Raw genomic sequence first — 15,843 nt, 5'->3', positions numbered from 1 at the left:
TCGCTGCGCCGATCGGTGTAGATTCGACACGAGCCAGACGTCGCTGCTGATGGCGGTCGGCCGGTCCGCCCCGCGGACCGGCCGAGGGAGAGAGGGCCTCCGACGGACTGCGCACTGCGAGTAGGGGACCCGTGTGTCCACAGACCCAGGGATCACTGCCGCATGCCCAGCCGACACCACTCTCGCTCGAAACCGATCGAATGAGGAGCAGCAATGACGAATGCCGTCTCCGGTCAGGACTTCAAGGTCGCCGACCTGTCCCTGGCCGCCTTCGGCCGTAAGGAGATCACCCTCGCCGAGCACGAGATGCCCGGTCTGATGGCGATCCGCAAGGAGTACGCCGAAGCCCAGCCGCTCGCGGGCGCCCGTATCACCGGCTCGCTGCACATGACGGTGCAGACCGCGGTCCTGATCGAGACCCTGGTCGCGCTCGGCGCCCAGGTCCGCTGGGCCTCCTGCAACATCTTCTCCACCCAGGACCACGCGGCGGCCGCCATCGCCGTCGGCCCGAACGGCACCCCCGAGGACCCGCAGGGCATCCCGGTCTTCGCCTGGAAGGGCGAGACCCTGGAGGAGTACTGGTGGTGCACCGAGCAGGCCCTGACCTGGCCGGGCACCCCCACCGGCGGCCCCAACATGATCCTGGACGACGGCGGTGACGCCACCCTCCTGGTCCACAAGGGCGTCGAGTACGAGAAGGCCGGGGCCGCCCCGGACGTCTCCACCGCGGAGAACGAGGAGCACCGCGTCATCCTCGAGCTGCTGAACCGCACCCTCGCGGAGAGCCCGCAGAAGTGGACCCAGCTCGCCTCCGAGATCCGCGGCGTCACCGAGGAGACCACCACCGGCGTCCACCGCCTCTACGAGATGCAGCGGGACGGGACGCTGCTCTTCCCGGCGATCAACGTGAACGACGCCGTCACCAAGTCGAAGTTCGACAACAAGTACGGCTGCCGCCACTCCCTGGTCGACGGCATCAACCGCGCCACCGACGTGCTGATCGGCGGCAAGGTCGCGGTCGTGTGCGGCTACGGCGACGTGGGCAAGGGCTGCGCCGAGTCGCTGCGCGGCCAGGGCGCCCGGGTGATCGTCACCGAGATCGACCCGATCTGCGCGCTGCAGGCGGCGATGGACGGCTACCAGGTCGCCACCCTGGACGACGTGGTGGAGACCGCGGACATCTTCATCACCACGACCGGCAACAAGGACATCATCATGGCCTCCGACATGGCCAAGATGAAGCACCAGGCGATCGTCGGGAACATCGGCCACTTCGACAACGAGATCGACATGGCCGGTCTCGCCGCGGTCCCCGGCATCGTCAAGGACGAGGTCAAGCCGCAGGTCCACACCTGGACGTTCCCCGACGGCAAGGCGATCATCGTCCTGTCCGAGGGCCGTCTGCTGAACCTGGGCAACGCGACCGGTCACCCGTCGTTCGTGATGTCCAACTCCTTCGCGAACCAGACCATCGCGCAGATCGAGCTCTTCACCAAGCCGGAGTCCTACCCGACCGACGTCTATGTGCTGCCCAAGCACCTGGACGAGAAGGTCGCCCGGCTCCACCTCGACGCCCTCGGCGCCAAGCTGACCACGCTCCGCCCGGAGCAGGCCGCCTACATCGGCGTGCCGGTCGAGGGCCCGTACAAGCCGGACCACTACCGCTACTGATCCCCGCCCCGGCGGGGGCCTGCTGATCCCCGCCTCGGCGTGGGCCCAGGGCCCGCCCGGCCGTACCGGCCCGGGCGGGCCTTTCGCACGTCGGCGGGCCTTCGCACGTCAAGGAAACAGCCCCATGCCCCGCGGCCGCTACTCCCTCCACGACCCGCACGACCACGCCCCCCTGGGCGAGGAGCACTTCCAGTGCGCGACCGGCCCCACCGGCTGGCGCTACGTCGCCCAGCTCACCTCCCCGTCCGGTGAGCACAGCGGCTCCGTGGACCTCACCCTCGACGAGCTGGGCCGCCCCCTCCGCCTCGAGCTGAACGCCGCGAGCTGGCGTGTCCGCGGCGCGGCCCTGGACGGCGTCACCTGGGTCCGCACCGACCCGGCCGGAGAGCGCGCGACCGAGGGCAATGTCGCCGCCCACGCCTTCACCGGCACCTCGCCGGCCTTCCTGGTGGCCACGGCCCGCCTGCTGCGCCTCGCCCCCGGCGCCCCCGCCACCCGAGTCCGCCTCGTCGCCTTCACCACCCCCGTCCTCGCGCCCCGCACCCTCGACCAGTCCTGGGCCCTGCTGGAACGGACGGCCCACCCGACGGACAGCGGCCCGCTGACCGTGGACGAGTATCAGGTCACCGCCCTCGACACGGGCGAGCGGCACTCGGTCCACATCGCGGGAGACGTGGTCCTCGCGGCGCCGGGGATCGAGCTGGAGGATCTTGAGAGCCCCCCGTCCTCCTTCGCCGAAAATTTCCCCCCGCCAGGGGCTTGACGCACGCTCCCTCCGGAACTACACAAGAGAGTTGCTGGTTGCTTCACAAGGACGTCAAGACATCGTCGGGACACCGGATCGTCGAGACACCGGGTCGACGCACCGTCCACCACGCGTGGCGCTCCGTGCGTGACCCCACTGGAACCTGCTAAGGTGACGATCTCGCCCAGGCCCCTTGACGGGGGTTGTCGGGTGAGGTAGGTTTTACTGGTTGCGGCGAGCGGGGTATGCTCGTAGGCACCTTGCTCGTGGGTGACCATGAGCACAAGATCGCCTCGGTTTCGAATTCAGATTTGAACGAGGCACTTCGATCCCGCGGGAATCACGAAGCCGATTAGGTCGGCCGAAGTGAGTCTGCTAAAGTCGAAACAGCCGAAAGGCAAAGGCCCTCCAAACGGCCACCAGAAATGGAAATCCGGACCGGGAACGGAACGGAAAACGGATCTGGTAAGGTTGGAAACACCGAAGGGAAGCGCCCGGAGAAACCGGTGAAACGGTTTCGAAGGAAGCGTCCGTTCCTTGAGAACTCAACAGTGTGCCAAAAGTCAACGCCAGATATGTTGATACCCCGTACGGTCGGCCAGTGTGGCTGATCGGACGAGGTTCCTTTGAAAAACACACAGCGAGGACGCTGTGAGCGGGCTGGATTATTCCTCCGGCCTGCTCCGCTCTCGTGGTGTTGCCGGGATAGCCCGGAAGCATTCACGGAGAGTTTGATCCTGGCTCAGGACGAACGCTGGCGGCGTGCTTAACACATGCAAGTCGAACGATGAAGCCGCTTCGGTGGTGGATTAGTGGCGAACGGGTGAGTAACACGTGGGCAATCTGCCCTGCACTCTGGGACAAGCCCTGGAAACGGGGTCTAATACCGGATATTACCTGGTGAGGCATCTTACCGGGTGGAAAGCTCCGGCGGTGCAGGATGAGCCCGCGGCCTATCAGCTTGTTGGTGGGGTGATGGCCTACCAAGGCGACGACGGGTAGCCGGCCTGAGAGGGCGACCGGCCACACTGGGACTGAGACACGGCCCAGACTCCTACGGGAGGCAGCAGTGGGGAATATTGCACAATGGGCGAAAGCCTGATGCAGCGACGCCGCGTGAGGGATGACGGCCTTCGGGTTGTAAACCTCTTTCAGCAGGGAAGAAGCGCAAGTGACGGTACCTGCAGAAGAAGCGCCGGCTAACTACGTGCCAGCAGCCGCGGTAATACGTAGGGCGCAAGCGTTGTCCGGAATTATTGGGCGTAAAGAGCTCGTAGGCGGCTTGTCACGTCGGATGTGAAAGCCCGGGGCTTAACCCCGGGTCTGCATTCGATACGGGCAGGCTAGAGTTCGGTAGGGGAGATCGGAATTCCTGGTGTAGCGGTGAAATGCGCAGATATCAGGAGGAACACCGGTGGCGAAGGCGGATCTCTGGGCCGATACTGACGCTGAGGAGCGAAAGCGTGGGGAGCGAACAGGATTAGATACCCTGGTAGTCCACGCCGTAAACGTTGGGAACTAGGTGTGGGCGACATTCCACGTTGTCCGTGCCGCAGCTAACGCATTAAGTTCCCCGCCTGGGGAGTACGGCCGCAAGGCTAAAACTCAAAGGAATTGACGGGGGCCCGCACAAGCGGCGGAGCATGTGGCTTAATTCGACGCAACGCGAAGAACCTTACCAAGGCTTGACATACATCGGAAACATCCAGAGATGGGTGCCCCCTTGTGGTCGGTGTACAGGTGGTGCATGGCTGTCGTCAGCTCGTGTCGTGAGATGTTGGGTTAAGTCCCGCAACGAGCGCAACCCTTGTCCTGTGTTGCCAGCATGCCCTTCGGGGTGATGGGGACTCACAGGAGACTGCCGGGGTCAACTCGGAGGAAGGTGGGGACGACGTCAAGTCATCATGCCCCTTATGTCTTGGGCTGCACACGTGCTACAATGGCCGGTACAATGAGCTGCGATACCGCGAGGTGGAGCGAATCTCAAAAAGCCGGTCTCAGTTCGGATTGGGGTCTGCAACTCGACCCCATGAAGTCGGAGTCGCTAGTAATCGCAGATCAGCATTGCTGCGGTGAATACGTTCCCGGGCCTTGTACACACCGCCCGTCACGTCACGAAAGTCGGTAACACCCGAAGCCGGTGGCCCAACCCTTGGGAGGGAGCCGTCGAAGGTGGGACTGGCGATTGGGACGAAGTCGTAACAAGGTAGCCGTACCGGAAGGTGCGGCTGGATCACCTCCTTTCTAAGGAGCACATAGCCAGCTCTGAGCGAGTGTCTCAGAGTGGTTGCTCATGGGTGGAACGTTGACTATTCGGCACGGTCTGGTTGTGAGGACTGCTAGTACTGCCCCTTGGGGTGTGGAACGCGGATCCGAGCGGTGGATCGTGTCGGGCACGCTGTTGGGTGTCTGAGGGCACGGGCGAGAGCCTGTTTCCCTTGACGCCGGTCCCGGTGAACTGCCCCGCTGTGGGTGGGTGACGGGTGACTGGTCGTTGTTTGAGAACTGCACAGTGGACGCGAGCATCTGTGGCCAAGTTTTTAAGGGCGCACGGTGGATGCCTTGGCACCAGGAACCGATGAAGGACGTGGGAGGCCGCGATAGGCCCCGGGGAGCTGTCAACCGAGCTTTGATCCGGGGGTGTCCGAATGGGGAAACCCGGCAGTCGTCATGGGCTGTCACCCATACCTGAACACATAGGGTATGTGGAGGGAACGCGGGGAAGTGAAACATCTCAGTACCCGCAGGAAGAGAAAACAACCGTGATTCCGGGAGTAGTGGCGAGCGAAACCGGATGAGGCCAAACCGTATGCGTGTGATACCCGGCAGGGGTTGCGTATACGGGGTTGTGGGAGTGTGCTTGATCAGTCTGCCGGCTGATCGGAGAGTCAGAAACCGTTGTGGTAGGCGAAGGGCATGCGAAAGGCCCGGCGTAGAGGGTAAGACCCCCGTAGCTGAAATCATGACGGCTCTCTTGCGTATTTCCCAAGTAGCACGGGGCCCGAGAAATCCCGTGTGAATCTGGCGGGACCACCCGCTAAGCCTAAATATTCCCTGGTGACCGATAGCGGATAGTACCGTGAGGGAATGGTGAAAAGTACCGCGGGAGCGGAGTGAAATAGTACCTGAAACCGTGTGCCTACAAGCCGTGGGAGCGTCGCGCAGGGACTTGTCCTTGCGTCGTGACTGCGTGCCTTTTGAAGAATGAGCCTGCGAGTTTGCGGTGTGTTGCGAGGTTAACCCGTGTGGGGAAGCCGTAGCGAAAGCGAGTCCGAATAGGGCGATTGAGTAGCGCGCCCAAGACCCGAAGCGGAGTGATCTAGCCATGGGCAGGTTGAAGCGGAGGTAAGACTTCGTGGAGGACCGAACCCACCAGGGTTGAAAACCTGGGGGATGACCTGTGGTTAGGGGTGAAAGGCCAATCAAACTCCGTGATAGCTGGTTCTCCCCGAAATGCATTTAGGTGCAGCGTCGTGTGTTTCTTGCCGGAGGTAGAGCACTGGATAGGCGATGGGCCCTACCGGGTTACTGACCTTAGCCAAACTCCGAATGCCGGTAAGTGAGAGCGCGGCAGTGAGACTGTGGGGGATAAGCTCCATGGTCGAGAGGGAAACAGCCCAGAGCATCGACTAAGGCCCCTAAGCGTGCGCTAAGTGGGAAAGGATGTGGAGTCGCAGAGACAACCAGGAGGTTGGCTTAGAAGCAGCCATCCTTGAAAGAGTGCGTAATAGCTCACTGGTCAAGTGATTCCGCGCCGACAATGTAGCGGGGCTCAAGCGTACCGCCGAAGTCGTGTCATTGCAGCATGAGGTCCAACGGCCGCTGTGATGGGTAGGGGAGCGTCGTGTGCCGGGTGAAGCAGCCGTGGAAGCGAGTTGTGGACGGTTCACGAGTGAGAATGCAGGCATGAGTAGCGATTCACACGTGAGAAACGTGTGCGCCGATTGACTAAGGGTTCCTGGGTCAAGCTGATCTGCCCAGGGTAAGTCGGGACCTAAGGCGAGGCCGACAGGCGTAGTCGATGGACAACCGGTTGATATTCCGGTACCCGCTTTGAAGCGCCAGCGCTGAACCAGGCGATGCTAAGTCCGTGAAGCCGCCCTGGATCCTTCGGGTGAAGGGGAGTGGTGGAGCCGACGGACCAGACTTGTAGTAGGTGAGCGATGGGGTGACGCAGGAAGGTAGTCCAGCCCGGGCGGTGGTTGTCCCGGGGTAAGGGTGTAGCCCGAGGGGTAGGTAAATCCGTCTCTCATATAAGGGTGAGACCTGATGCCGAGCCGATTGTGGTGAAGTGGATGATCCTATGCTGTCGAGAAAAGCCTCTAGCGAGTTTCATGGCGGCCCGTACCCTAAACCGACTCAGGTGGTCAGGTAGAGAATACCGAGGCGTTCGGGTGAACTATGGTTAAGGAACTCGGCAAAATGCCCCCGTAACTTCGGGAGAAGGGGGGCCATTGCTGGTGATGGGCCTTTGCGCTCGGAGCTGGTGGTGGCCGCAGAGACCAGCGAGAAGCGACTGTTTACTAAAAACACAGGTCCGTGCGAAGCCGTAAGGCGATGTATACGGACTGACGCCTGCCCGGTGCTGGAACGTTAAGGGGACCGGTTAGTCACATTTCGGTGTGGCGAAGCTGAGAACTTAAGCGCCAGTAAACGGCGGTGGTAACTATAACCATCCTAAGGTAGCGAAATTCCTTGTCGGGTAAGTTCCGACCTGCACGAATGGCGTAACGACTTCTCGACTGTCTCAACCATAGGCCCGGTGAAATTGCATTACGAGTAAAGATGCTCGTTTCGCGCAGCAGGACGGAAAGACCCCGGGACCTTTACTACAGCTTGATATTGGTGTTCGGTTCGGCTTGTGTAGGATAGGTGGGAGACTGTGAAGCCGTGACGCCAGTCATGGTGGAGTCGTTGTTGAAATACCACTCTGGTCGTGCTGGATGTCTAACCTGGGTCCGTGATCCGGATCAGGGACAGTGTCTGGTGGGTAGTTTAACTGGGGCGGTTGCCTCCTAAAGGGTAACGGAGGCGCCCAAAGGTTCCCTCAGCCTGGTTGGCAATCAGGTGTTGAGTGTAAGTGCACAAGGGAGCTTGACTGTGAGACCGACGGGTCGAGCAGGGACGAAAGTCGGGACTAGTGATCCGGCGGTGGCTTGTGGAAGCGCCGTCGCTCAACGGATAAAAGGTACCCCGGGGATAACAGGCTGATCTTCCCCAAGAGTCCATATCGACGGGATGGTTTGGCACCTCGATGTCGGCTCGTCGCATCCTGGGGCTGGAGTCGGTCCCAAGGGTTGGGCTGTTCGCCCATTAAAGCGGTACGCGAGCTGGGTTTAGAACGTCGTGAGACAGTTCGGTCCCTATCCGCTGTGCGCGTAGGAGTCTTGAGAAGGGCTGTCCCTAGTACGAGAGGACCGGGACGGACGAACCTCTGGTGTGCCAGTTGTTCTGCCAAGGGCATGGCTGGTTGGCTACGTTCGGGAGGGATAACCGCTGAAAGCATCTAAGCGGGAAGCCTGCTTCGAGATGAGGGCTCCCACCCACTTGATGGGGTAAGGCTCCCAGTAGACGACTGGGTTGATAGGCCAGATATGGAAGCCGGGTGACCGGTGGAGTTGACTGGTACTAATAGGCCGAGGGCTTGTCCTCAGTTGCTCGCGTCCACTGTGTTGGTTCTGAAGTAACGACCATGTGCTGGCCCGTTCCCGGGTTGGGCTGGTTTGTTTTCTTCATAGTGTTTCGGTGGTCATTGCGTTAGGGAAACGCCCGGTTACATTCCGAACCCGGAAGCTAAGCCTTTCAGCGCCGATGGTACTGCAGGGGGGACCCTGTGGGAGAGTAGGACGCCGCCGAACAAATTTTGATAAGCCTCGGTCCCGAGTATCGGAAGATATTCGGGACCGAGGCTTTTTCGCGTTGGCGGCCGGGGCCGCCTGGCCCCCCTTCTACGTGTCGTAGCCCGGCACGCCGGCGGCCCGGGCCAACTCCAGGTCGAGGGCCTCGCGGCGGATGCGCTGGTCCACGTAAAGAAGCGCGGTGACCCCGGCGCTGATCGGCAGGGTGATGGTCGAGGCGATGACCCCGCCGACGCCGATGACGATCAGGAAAGTCCAGCTGACGGAGACGGACTCGCCGGACAGCCAGTCCATCGCGTTGTCCCCGCCGATGGCCATGCCGACCGCGCTGGTCGGAATCTCCAGGATGACGGAGACGACAATGGCGATGAGCAGCGCGAGAAGCTGGACGCCGAGGACCCGCCACCACGCGCCGCGTACGAGCTTGGCGGAGCGGCGCATGGCCGCGACGACCCCTTGCTTCTCCAGCATCAGGGCGGGTGCGGCGAGGCTGTAGCGGACCCAGAGCCATACCGCGGCGGCCGTCGAGCCGAGCCCGCCGAGCAGAGCCAGCGCCGCGCCTTCGCTGTCCGCGCCGGCGGCGATGAGCAGCAGACCCGGGGCCAGGCCGACCGCACAGGCGGCGGCCGCGAGGGCGGGCAGCAGGAACAGCAGGCCGCACAGGGGCAGGAGGCGCGGTCGCGCTCCGCGCCACGCCTCGCCGAGCGACACCTGGCGGCCCAGCACGGCCCGGCCGACCACGACGGTCAGCACGGCGGTGGTGAACAGGGTGCCAAGGATCCCGACCGCCAGAGGGATCGCGCTGCTCTTCAGAGTCTCGCCGAGGGCGTCCGCCGCCTCCCGGAGGGTGGGGTTCGGGTCGTTCTCGAGCGCGTCAAGTCCGCTCGCACTCCGGAACCACAACCCGGTGGCGGCCGTGGTCGCGGCCTGGGTGATGAGGGCGACGACGAAGGAGACCCCGACGACCGGCCGCCAGTGGGCGCGCAGGGTGGCCATGGCCCCGCTGACGATCTCGCCGACGCCCAAGGGGCGCAGCGGAATGACCCCGGGCCGGGCCGCCGGCGGTGGCTGGGTCCAGCCGGCCCCCCAACCCCCGTACCAAACAGGCCCGGCAGGGCCCGGCGGACCGGTCGGCCGCCCGCTCGGTGGGGCGGCCGGCGGGGCGGGCGGTGGCGCGGGGGCGCCACCGGATTGGGCGGCCCAGGGGCCCGCGGGCGGTTGCCGCTCCGCCCACTTCGCTCCCCACACCGGCCGATCCCGTACCGGACGGTCCGTCATGGTCTGGCCCGTCACGGCCTGCTCCGCCCCGGGGCGGTCGGCCCCGGGCTGGTCGGGCAGGGCCGGGGCCGGTCCGTCCGGGCCCTCGCCGGCCGGGCCCGCGCCGGCCGGGGGCGGTGCGGCTTGGTCGGCGGGGGCGCCCTGGGGCTGGGTCCGCTGCTCCGGTGCGTCGGAATCGTCGGAAGGGGACGGCCCGGGCGGTGCCCAGCCCGGCGAGTCGTTCATCGTCGCTCCGTAAGGTCGGTCGTCGGGCTGCTGTGGGTGCAACGGCCGGTGGGCAGTCATCGTGCCACGGCGTATCCGGCCGGACGGGGGCCACGGGGCGTGGCGGCCCACTTCAATACTCGGGGCCGTAGAGGGCAGACTGGACGGATGGCTGATCAGCGCTCAGAGGACCGGGACACCGCCGCATCGCCCGCCGCCCTCGCCCTGCGATGGGAGGAACCGCCGGAAGGTCCCGTGCTGGTGATTCTGGACCAGACGCGACTTCCGGCGGAGGAGGTCGAGTTGGTGTGCACCGATGTGCCGGTGCTGGTGGAGGCGATCCGTTCGCTCGCCGTCCGGGGCGCCCCGCTGCTGGGCATCGCGGGGGCCTACGGGGTGGCCCTCGCCGCGGCGCGGGGCTTCGACGTGGACGAGGCCGCCGAGTCCCTTGCGCACGCCCGGCCCACGGCCGTCAACCTCGGCTACGGGGTGCGCCGCGCCGCCGCCGCTTATCACGCGGCGGCCAAGGCCGGCGCGGACGCCCAGGGCGCCGCCGCGGCGGCCCTCGCCGAGGCCCGCGCGCTGCACCGCGAGGACGCCGAGGCCAGTGAGCGGATGGCCGCGCACGGCCTGGCCCTCCTCGACGAGCTGCTGCCCGCCGGCGGCTATCGCCTCCTGACCCACTGCAACACCGGCGCGCTGGTCTCCGGCGGCGGGGGCACCGCCCTGGCCGTGGCCGCCGCGGTGCACCGGGTCGGGCAGCTGCGGAGGCTGTGGGTGGACGAGACCCGCCCGCTGCTGCAGGGCGCGCGGCTGACCGCGTACGAGGCGGGCCGCGCGGGCATGGCGTACACGCTGCTCACCGACAACGCGGCGGGCTCGCTGTTCGCCGCCGGCGAGGTGGACGCGGTGCTGATCGGCGCGGACCGGATAGCCGCCGACGGCTCGGTGGCCAACAAGGTCGGCAGCTATCCGCTCGCGGTGCTGGCCCGCTACCACCATGTGCCGTTCGTCGTGGTCGCCCCCACCAGCACGGTGGACCTGGGCACCGCGGACGGCGCGTCGATCGAGATCGAGCAGCGCCCGAGCCATGAAGTGACGGACATCACAGTCCCTTACGCTCCGGCCGCCGGGGCGCAGGCGGGCACCGGAATACCGGTCGCGCCGCTCGGCACGCAGGCCTACAACCCGGCTTTCGACGTCACACCACCGGAGTTGGTGACGGCTCTCGTCACCGAGGCCGGGGTCGTCTCACCCGTCACCGGCGACGGCATCGCGGAGCTGTGCGCCAGGTCACGATCGGGTAATGGGATGATGTCGATATGAAGGGACGCGTCCTTGTCGTCGACGACGACACCGCACTGGCAGAGATGCTCGGCATCGTGCTGCGCGGCGAAGGCTTTGAACCGTCGTTCGTGTCGGACGGCGACAAGGCTCTCGCCGCCTTCCGCGAGACCAAGCCGGATCTGGTACTGCTCGACCTCATGCTCCCCGGGCGGGACGGCATCGAGGTGTGCCGCCTGATCCGGGCCGAGTCCGGGGTGCCGATCGTCATGCTGACCGCCAAGAGCGACACGGTCGATGTGGTGGTCGGCCTCGAGTCGGGGGCCGATGACTACATCGTCAAGCCGTTCAAGCCGAAGGAGCTGGTGGCGCGGATCCGGGCGCGGCTGCGGCGGTCGGAGGAGCCGGCGCCGGAGCAGCTGACCATCGGCGATCTGGTGATCGACGTGGCCGGGCACTCGGTGAAGCGGGACGGCCAGTCGATAGCGCTGACGCCGCTGGAGTTCGACCTGCTGGTCGCGCTGGCGCGCAAGCCGTGGCAGGTCTTCACCCGTGAGGTGCTGCTGGAGCAGGTGTGGGGCTATCGGCACGCCGCCGATACCCGGCTGGTCAATGTGCATGTGCAGCGGCTGCGCTCGAAGGTCGAGAAGGACCCGGAGCGGCCGGAGATCGTGGTGACCGTGCGCGGCGTCGGCTACAAGGCGGGGCCCAGCTGAGATGCCGGAGGTCGGCTCGGCTCCGCCTGCCGACAGGTCGGCGGGCGGGGCACCGGAGGGCGCGCGTCCGGGGCGGCCCGTCGACCCGGCGGGTGAGATTCCGCTGTTGCGGCGGTTGTGGAGCGGTGGGCATCTGCTGCCCGACGGGGCGTCGGGTGGGCCCGCGCATCCGTTGATCCGGCTGTTCGGGCGGTGGGTGCGCCGTCCGCTGCTGCCCGCTGCCCGGCTGTGGCGGCGGAACATCCAGCTGCGGGTGGTCGCGACCACGCTGTTGATGTCGCTGGGTGTGGTGCTGCTGCTCGGTCTGGTCGTCATCGGGCAGGTGCGCAACGGTCTGCTGGACGCGAAGCGGCACGCGGCGCAGGGCCAGGCCAGCGGCGGTTTCCAGGTCGCCGAGCAGATGGCGGAGCGCAACAGCGCCGGCCGGAGCGAGGCCGGGGCCGACGCCGCCGGCCGGGGTGGCCAGGACGTCGGCAGCTGGCTGAACAAGCTGGTGGAGCAGCTGGCCAGCGGCGGTAAGGGCGCCTACTCGGTGGTGGCGCTCAGCTCCGCCTCGGGCGATACGCCCCGGCTGGTCAGCCGCGGGCCGCGGGTCTCCGGCGATGTGAAGGCGGAGAGCGTCCCGGCCGATCTGCGCGAGAAGGTGGACGACGGGCGGACCACGGCGTACGAGCAGTACGGCCGGATCCTGCACAACGACTCGAAGGACTCCGAGGCCGCGCTGATCATCGGCAAGCGGCTCGACGACAACCACGGCGACCCGTACCAGCTCTACTACCTCTTCCCGTTCACGCAGGAGGAGAAGTCGCTGAGCCTGGTGAAGGGGACGCTGGCGACGGCCGGGGTGTTCGTGGTGGTGCTGCTGGGCGCCATCGCCTGGGTGGTGGTCCGGCAGGTGGTCACGCCCGTGCGGATGGCCGCCGGGATCTCCGAGCGGCTGGCGGCCGGTCTGCTGCAGGAGCGGATGAAGGTCACCGGGGAGGACGACATCGCGCGCCTCGGCGAGGCGTTCAACAAGATGGCGCAGAACCTCCAGGTCAAGATCCAGCAGCTCGAGGAGCTGTCCCGGATGCAGCGGCGCTTCGTCTCGGACGTCTCCCATGAGCTGCGGACGCCGCTGACCACGGTCCGGATGGCGGCGGACGTCATCCATGACGCGCGCGAGGACTTCGACCCGATCACCGCGCGCTCCGCGGAGCTGCTGTGGGGCCAGGTCGACCGGTTCGAGTCGCTGCTGTCGGACCTGCTGGAGATCAGCCGGTTCGACGCGGGCGCGGCCGCCCTGGAGGCCGAGCCGATCGATCTGCGCGACGTGGTGACCCGGGTGGTCGACGCGGCCGCGCCGCTCGCCGAGGCCAAGGGCACCCGGATCGTGGTGCGGGGCGCCGAGCAGCCGGTGATGGCGGAGGCGGACGCGCGGCGCGTGGAGCGGGTGCTGCGCAACCTGGTGGTCAACGCCGTGGAGCACGGCGAGGGCCGGGATGTGATCGTGCGGCTCGCGGCGGCCGGCGGGGCGGTCGCGGTCGCGGTGCGCGACTACGGCGTGGGGCTCAAGCCGGGCGAGGCGACGCGGGTGTTCAACCGCTTCTGGCGGGCCGACCCGGCGCGGGCCCGTACGACGGGCGGCACCGGCCTCGGCCTGTCGATCGCCGTGGAGGACGCCCGGCTGCACGGCGGCTGGCTCCAGGCGTGGGGTGAGCCCGGCGGCGGTTCGCAGTTCCGGCTGACCCTGCCGCGTACGGCGGGCGACACGCTGCGCGGCTCGCCCATCCCGCTGGAGCCCGAGGACTCCCGGCGCAATCGTGGCTCGGGGCCGGGCGCAGGGGCTTCAGGCGAGGCCGCGCGGGGCACGGGGGCTTCAGGGGAGCGGCTGGCGGCCGTACCGGCCCAGTCCAAGTCCGGGCTGTCGAAGTCCGGGCTGTCCGGCGCCGACCTGCCGCTGCCCCCCAGCGGCGCCGGCCTGCCCCCGACGGCCGACCCCACGGCGCTGCCGGGCAACGGCGCCCGCGTGGTGTCCCGGGGCGCCGCGCAGGGCGGCGCGCCACGCCCGCAGAACGCGCGGCCGGAGGCGGCGGGCACGGCGGCGGACGCGGCGGATACAGCCGACAGCGCGCACCCGGCAGCCCCGGCACACCCCGCAGACCCGGCAGACCGGGCAGACACGACACCGACCGAACGGGAGGGCCGCCCCCGTGGGCGCTGACCGCTACCGCCCCCGCCGTACGCGCCGTACCGGCCGGCCCCTGGGCGGGCCCGCGCTGCTCGTCTGCGGCGCGCTGCTGCTCACCGGCTGCGCGTCGATGCCGGACAGCGGGGACGTGCGCCGGGTGGACTCCTCGCCGGGCACGGACGCCGACACGCAGGTGCGGGTGTACGGGGTGAGCCCGGGCAAGGGCGAGCAGCCCGTCGAGCTGGTCAACGGCTTCCTGGAGGCGACGACCAGCAGCGAGGAGACCCTGCCCACCGCCAGGGAGTACCTCACCAAGGGCGCGGCCCGGCGGTGGGAACCCTTCGCCACCACCACGGTGCTCGCGCAGCCGCCGGAGGTGCGGGTGGAGCCCGACCCGGGGGAGCGGGACAGCGACGGGCGGACCGTGGTGCTCTCCGGCAAGCGGATCGCCACGGTGGACGCCACGCACGCGTACCGGCCGGGCGAGGGCGACTACGAGGAGCGCATCCACCTGTCCAAGGCCGGGTCGGAGTGGCGGATCGACAGCCTGCCGCGCGGCCTGGTGCTGGGCGAGGCCGACTTCCAGCGCATGTACTACTCGGTCAACAAGTACTACTTCGCCGAGCTGGGCCCGGACGCCTCGAACTCGCGGGTGGGGCAGGACGTCCTGGTCGCCGACCCGGTCTACCTGCGGATGAGCATCGACCCGGTCACCGCGGCCGTGAAGGCGCTCCTGGACGGGCCGACGAGCTGGCCCGACCCGGTGGTCAGCACCTCCTTCCCCTCCGGTACGGCGCTGAGCCGCCGGGACCAGAAGCTGGCGCCGGACGACTCGAACACGCTGAAGGTGCGGCTGACCGACCGGGCGGCGCACGTCGGCGAGGCGCGCTGCGCCCGGATGGCGGCCCAGCTGCTGTTCACGGTCCAGGGGCTGGGGCAGTCGTCGCCGGAGGTCGGCAGCGTGCGGCTGGAGCGGCAGGACGGCGCGGAGCTGTGCACGCTGTCCCGCGACGGCGCGCGTTCCTTCGCCCCGGACCGGGTCAACGGCTCGGGGGCCCACCAGTACTTCGTGGACGCCGATCACCGGGTGGTGCGGCTGTCCGACGAGGCGCGGGAGCCCCAGGCCGTGCCGGGGCCGTTCGGCGAGGAGGGGGCCGGGCTGAGGGCGGTGGCGGTGTCCCGGGACGAGCGGCTCGCCGCGGGAGTCACCGAGGACGGCCGGTCGCTGTACGTGAGCGAGCTGAGGTCCGGCGCCCAGCGCGGCGGGGCGAAGCTGCACAGCCAGGGCGGCGGCGCGCAGTACGGGCTGTCGGCGCCGAGCTGGGACGGTCTCGGCGGCCTGTGGGTGGCCGACCGGAACCCCGGTGCGCCCAAGCTGCTGCGGCTGCGCGAGGGCGCGGACAAGGCGGACGAGGTGCGGCTGCCGGACCTGAAGGGCGGCGTGATCACGGCGCTGCGCATGTCCGCTGACGGCACCCGGATCGCGATGCTGGTCAAGCGTGCCGGGCATACGACGCTGCGGCTCGGCCGCGTCGAGCGGTCGGGCGGCGAGAGCGCCCCCGAGCTGTCGGTCCGGGGACTGCACTCGGTCTCGCCGCGGCTGGAGGACGTGGACGCCGTGTCGTGGGCGGGGGACAGCCGGCTGGTGGTCGCGGGGCGCGAGTCCGGCGGGGTGCAGCAGCTGCAGTACGTCGGGACGGACGGCTCGCCGGCGGACGTGCCGGCCGTGCCGGGGCCGAACGGGGTGGAGGCGGTCGCGGCCTTCGAGGGCCAGAACCGGCCCTTGATCGCCGAGACGACGAACGACGGGATCGTGCTGCTGCCGCCGAACGAGGACTGGAAGACGGTGGTCAAGGAGGGGTCGGCTCCGGTCTATCCGGGGTAGCGGTGGCGGTCGCTGTCCGCGAAACAGCCGCT

At 67.6% G+C, this 15,843-nt stretch carries 7 protein-coding genes and 3 rRNA genes; 9 read left to right on the top strand and 1 reads right to left on the bottom strand.

From position 1 onward, the window contains the following. The first annotated feature begins 213 nt into the window (after window positions 1-213). The 5 genes from ahcY to rrf all read left to right on the top strand — a co-directional run bounded on the left by ahcY (window position 214) and on the right by rrf (window position 8,274). A complete protein-coding gene (gene ahcY, locus BBH68_RS08280; protein WP_065960245.1) occupies window positions 214-1,671 on the top strand; it encodes an adenosylhomocysteinase in 1,458 nt (485 codons plus the stop codon). A 124-nt stretch (window positions 1,672-1,795) separates the two neighbouring features. Further along, on the top strand, window positions 1,796-2,434 hold the full coding sequence (locus BBH68_RS08275; RefSeq protein ID WP_065960244.1) for a hypothetical protein: 639 nt from the start codon (window positions 1,796-1,798) through the stop codon (window positions 2,432-2,434). A gap of 701 nt (window positions 2,435-3,135) precedes the next feature. Beyond that, window positions 3,136-4,660 (top strand): 16S ribosomal RNA (locus BBH68_RS08265). 286 nt (window positions 4,661-4,946) lie between these two features. Further along, window positions 4,947-8,068 (top strand): 23S ribosomal RNA (locus BBH68_RS08260). A gap of 89 nt (window positions 8,069-8,157) precedes the next feature. Beyond that, window positions 8,158-8,274, top strand: a 5S ribosomal RNA gene (rrf, locus tag BBH68_RS08255). The 16S, 23S and 5S rRNA genes sit together here, the layout of an rRNA operon. A gap of 90 nt (window positions 8,275-8,364) precedes the next feature. Here the strand turns inward: rrf and BBH68_RS39020 are convergent. Next, window positions 8,365-9,777 (bottom strand): DUF7847 domain-containing protein, encoded by a 1,413-nt coding sequence (locus BBH68_RS39020; protein ID WP_076972170.1) that lies wholly within the window; start codon window positions 9,775-9,777, stop codon window positions 8,365-8,367. Between the two features lie 147 nt (window positions 9,778-9,924). On the opposite strand from BBH68_RS39020, the gene mtnA reads away from it, so the two are divergent. Genes mtnA through BBH68_RS08230 form a run of 4 tightly spaced genes read left to right on the top strand, consistent with a single transcriptional unit; the run spans window position 9,925 to window position 15,811 of the window. Then, window positions 9,925-11,082, top strand: a complete 1,158-nt coding sequence (gene mtnA, locus BBH68_RS08245; protein ID WP_065960239.1) for an S-methyl-5-thioribose-1-phosphate isomerase — start codon at window positions 9,925-9,927, stop codon at window positions 11,080-11,082. After that, entirely contained in the window at window positions 11,079-11,756 is a 678-nt protein-coding gene (gene mtrA, locus BBH68_RS08240; protein WP_065960238.1) for a two-component system response regulator MtrA, read from the top strand. The genes mtnA and mtrA overlap by 4 nt, the downstream gene beginning before the upstream one ends. 1 nt (window position 11,757) lies before the next feature. Beyond that, complete coding sequence (mtrB, locus tag BBH68_RS08235) at window positions 11,758-13,959, top strand: MtrAB system histidine kinase MtrB (protein WP_245737957.1); 2,202 nt, start codon at window positions 11,758-11,760, stop codon at window positions 13,957-13,959. Further along, window positions 13,949-15,811, top strand: a complete 1,863-nt coding sequence (locus BBH68_RS08230; RefSeq protein ID WP_065960234.1) for an LpqB family beta-propeller domain-containing protein — start codon at window positions 13,949-13,951, stop codon at window positions 15,809-15,811. Before mtrB ends, BBH68_RS08230 begins: the two co-directional genes overlap by 11 nt. Window positions 15,812-15,843 lie beyond the last annotated feature (32 nt).

Origin of the sequence: Streptomyces sparsogenes, assembly GCF_001704635.1 — a bacterium.
Classification (GTDB): domain Bacteria; phylum Actinomycetota; class Actinomycetes; order Streptomycetales; family Streptomycetaceae; genus Streptomyces; species Streptomyces sparsogenes.
The sequence above is the reverse complement of the archived record's forward strand: the minus strand, read 5'-3'. Positions and strand labels throughout refer to the sequence as shown.

Bases quoted from the DNA above. Each gene is read 5' to 3' on its own strand.
- ahcY (WP_065960245.1), top strand. From the start codon at position 214: ATGACGAATGCCGTCTCCGGTCAGGACTTCAAGGTCGCCGACCTGTCC.
- BBH68_RS08275 (WP_065960244.1), top strand. From the start codon at position 1,796: ATGCCCCGCGGCCGCTACTCCCTCCACGACCCGCACGACCACGCCCCC.
- BBH68_RS39020 (WP_076972170.1), bottom strand. From the start codon at position 9,777: ATGAACGACTCGCCGGGCTGGGCACCGCCCGGGCCGTCCCCTTCCGAC.
- mtnA (WP_065960239.1), top strand. From the start codon at position 9,925: ATGGCTGATCAGCGCTCAGAGGACCGGGACACCGCCGCATCGCCCGCC.
- mtrA (WP_065960238.1), top strand. From the start codon at position 11,079: ATGAAGGGACGCGTCCTTGTCGTCGACGACGACACCGCACTGGCAGAG.
- mtrB (WP_245737957.1), top strand. From the start codon at position 11,758: ATGCCGGAGGTCGGCTCGGCTCCGCCTGCCGACAGGTCGGCGGGCGGG.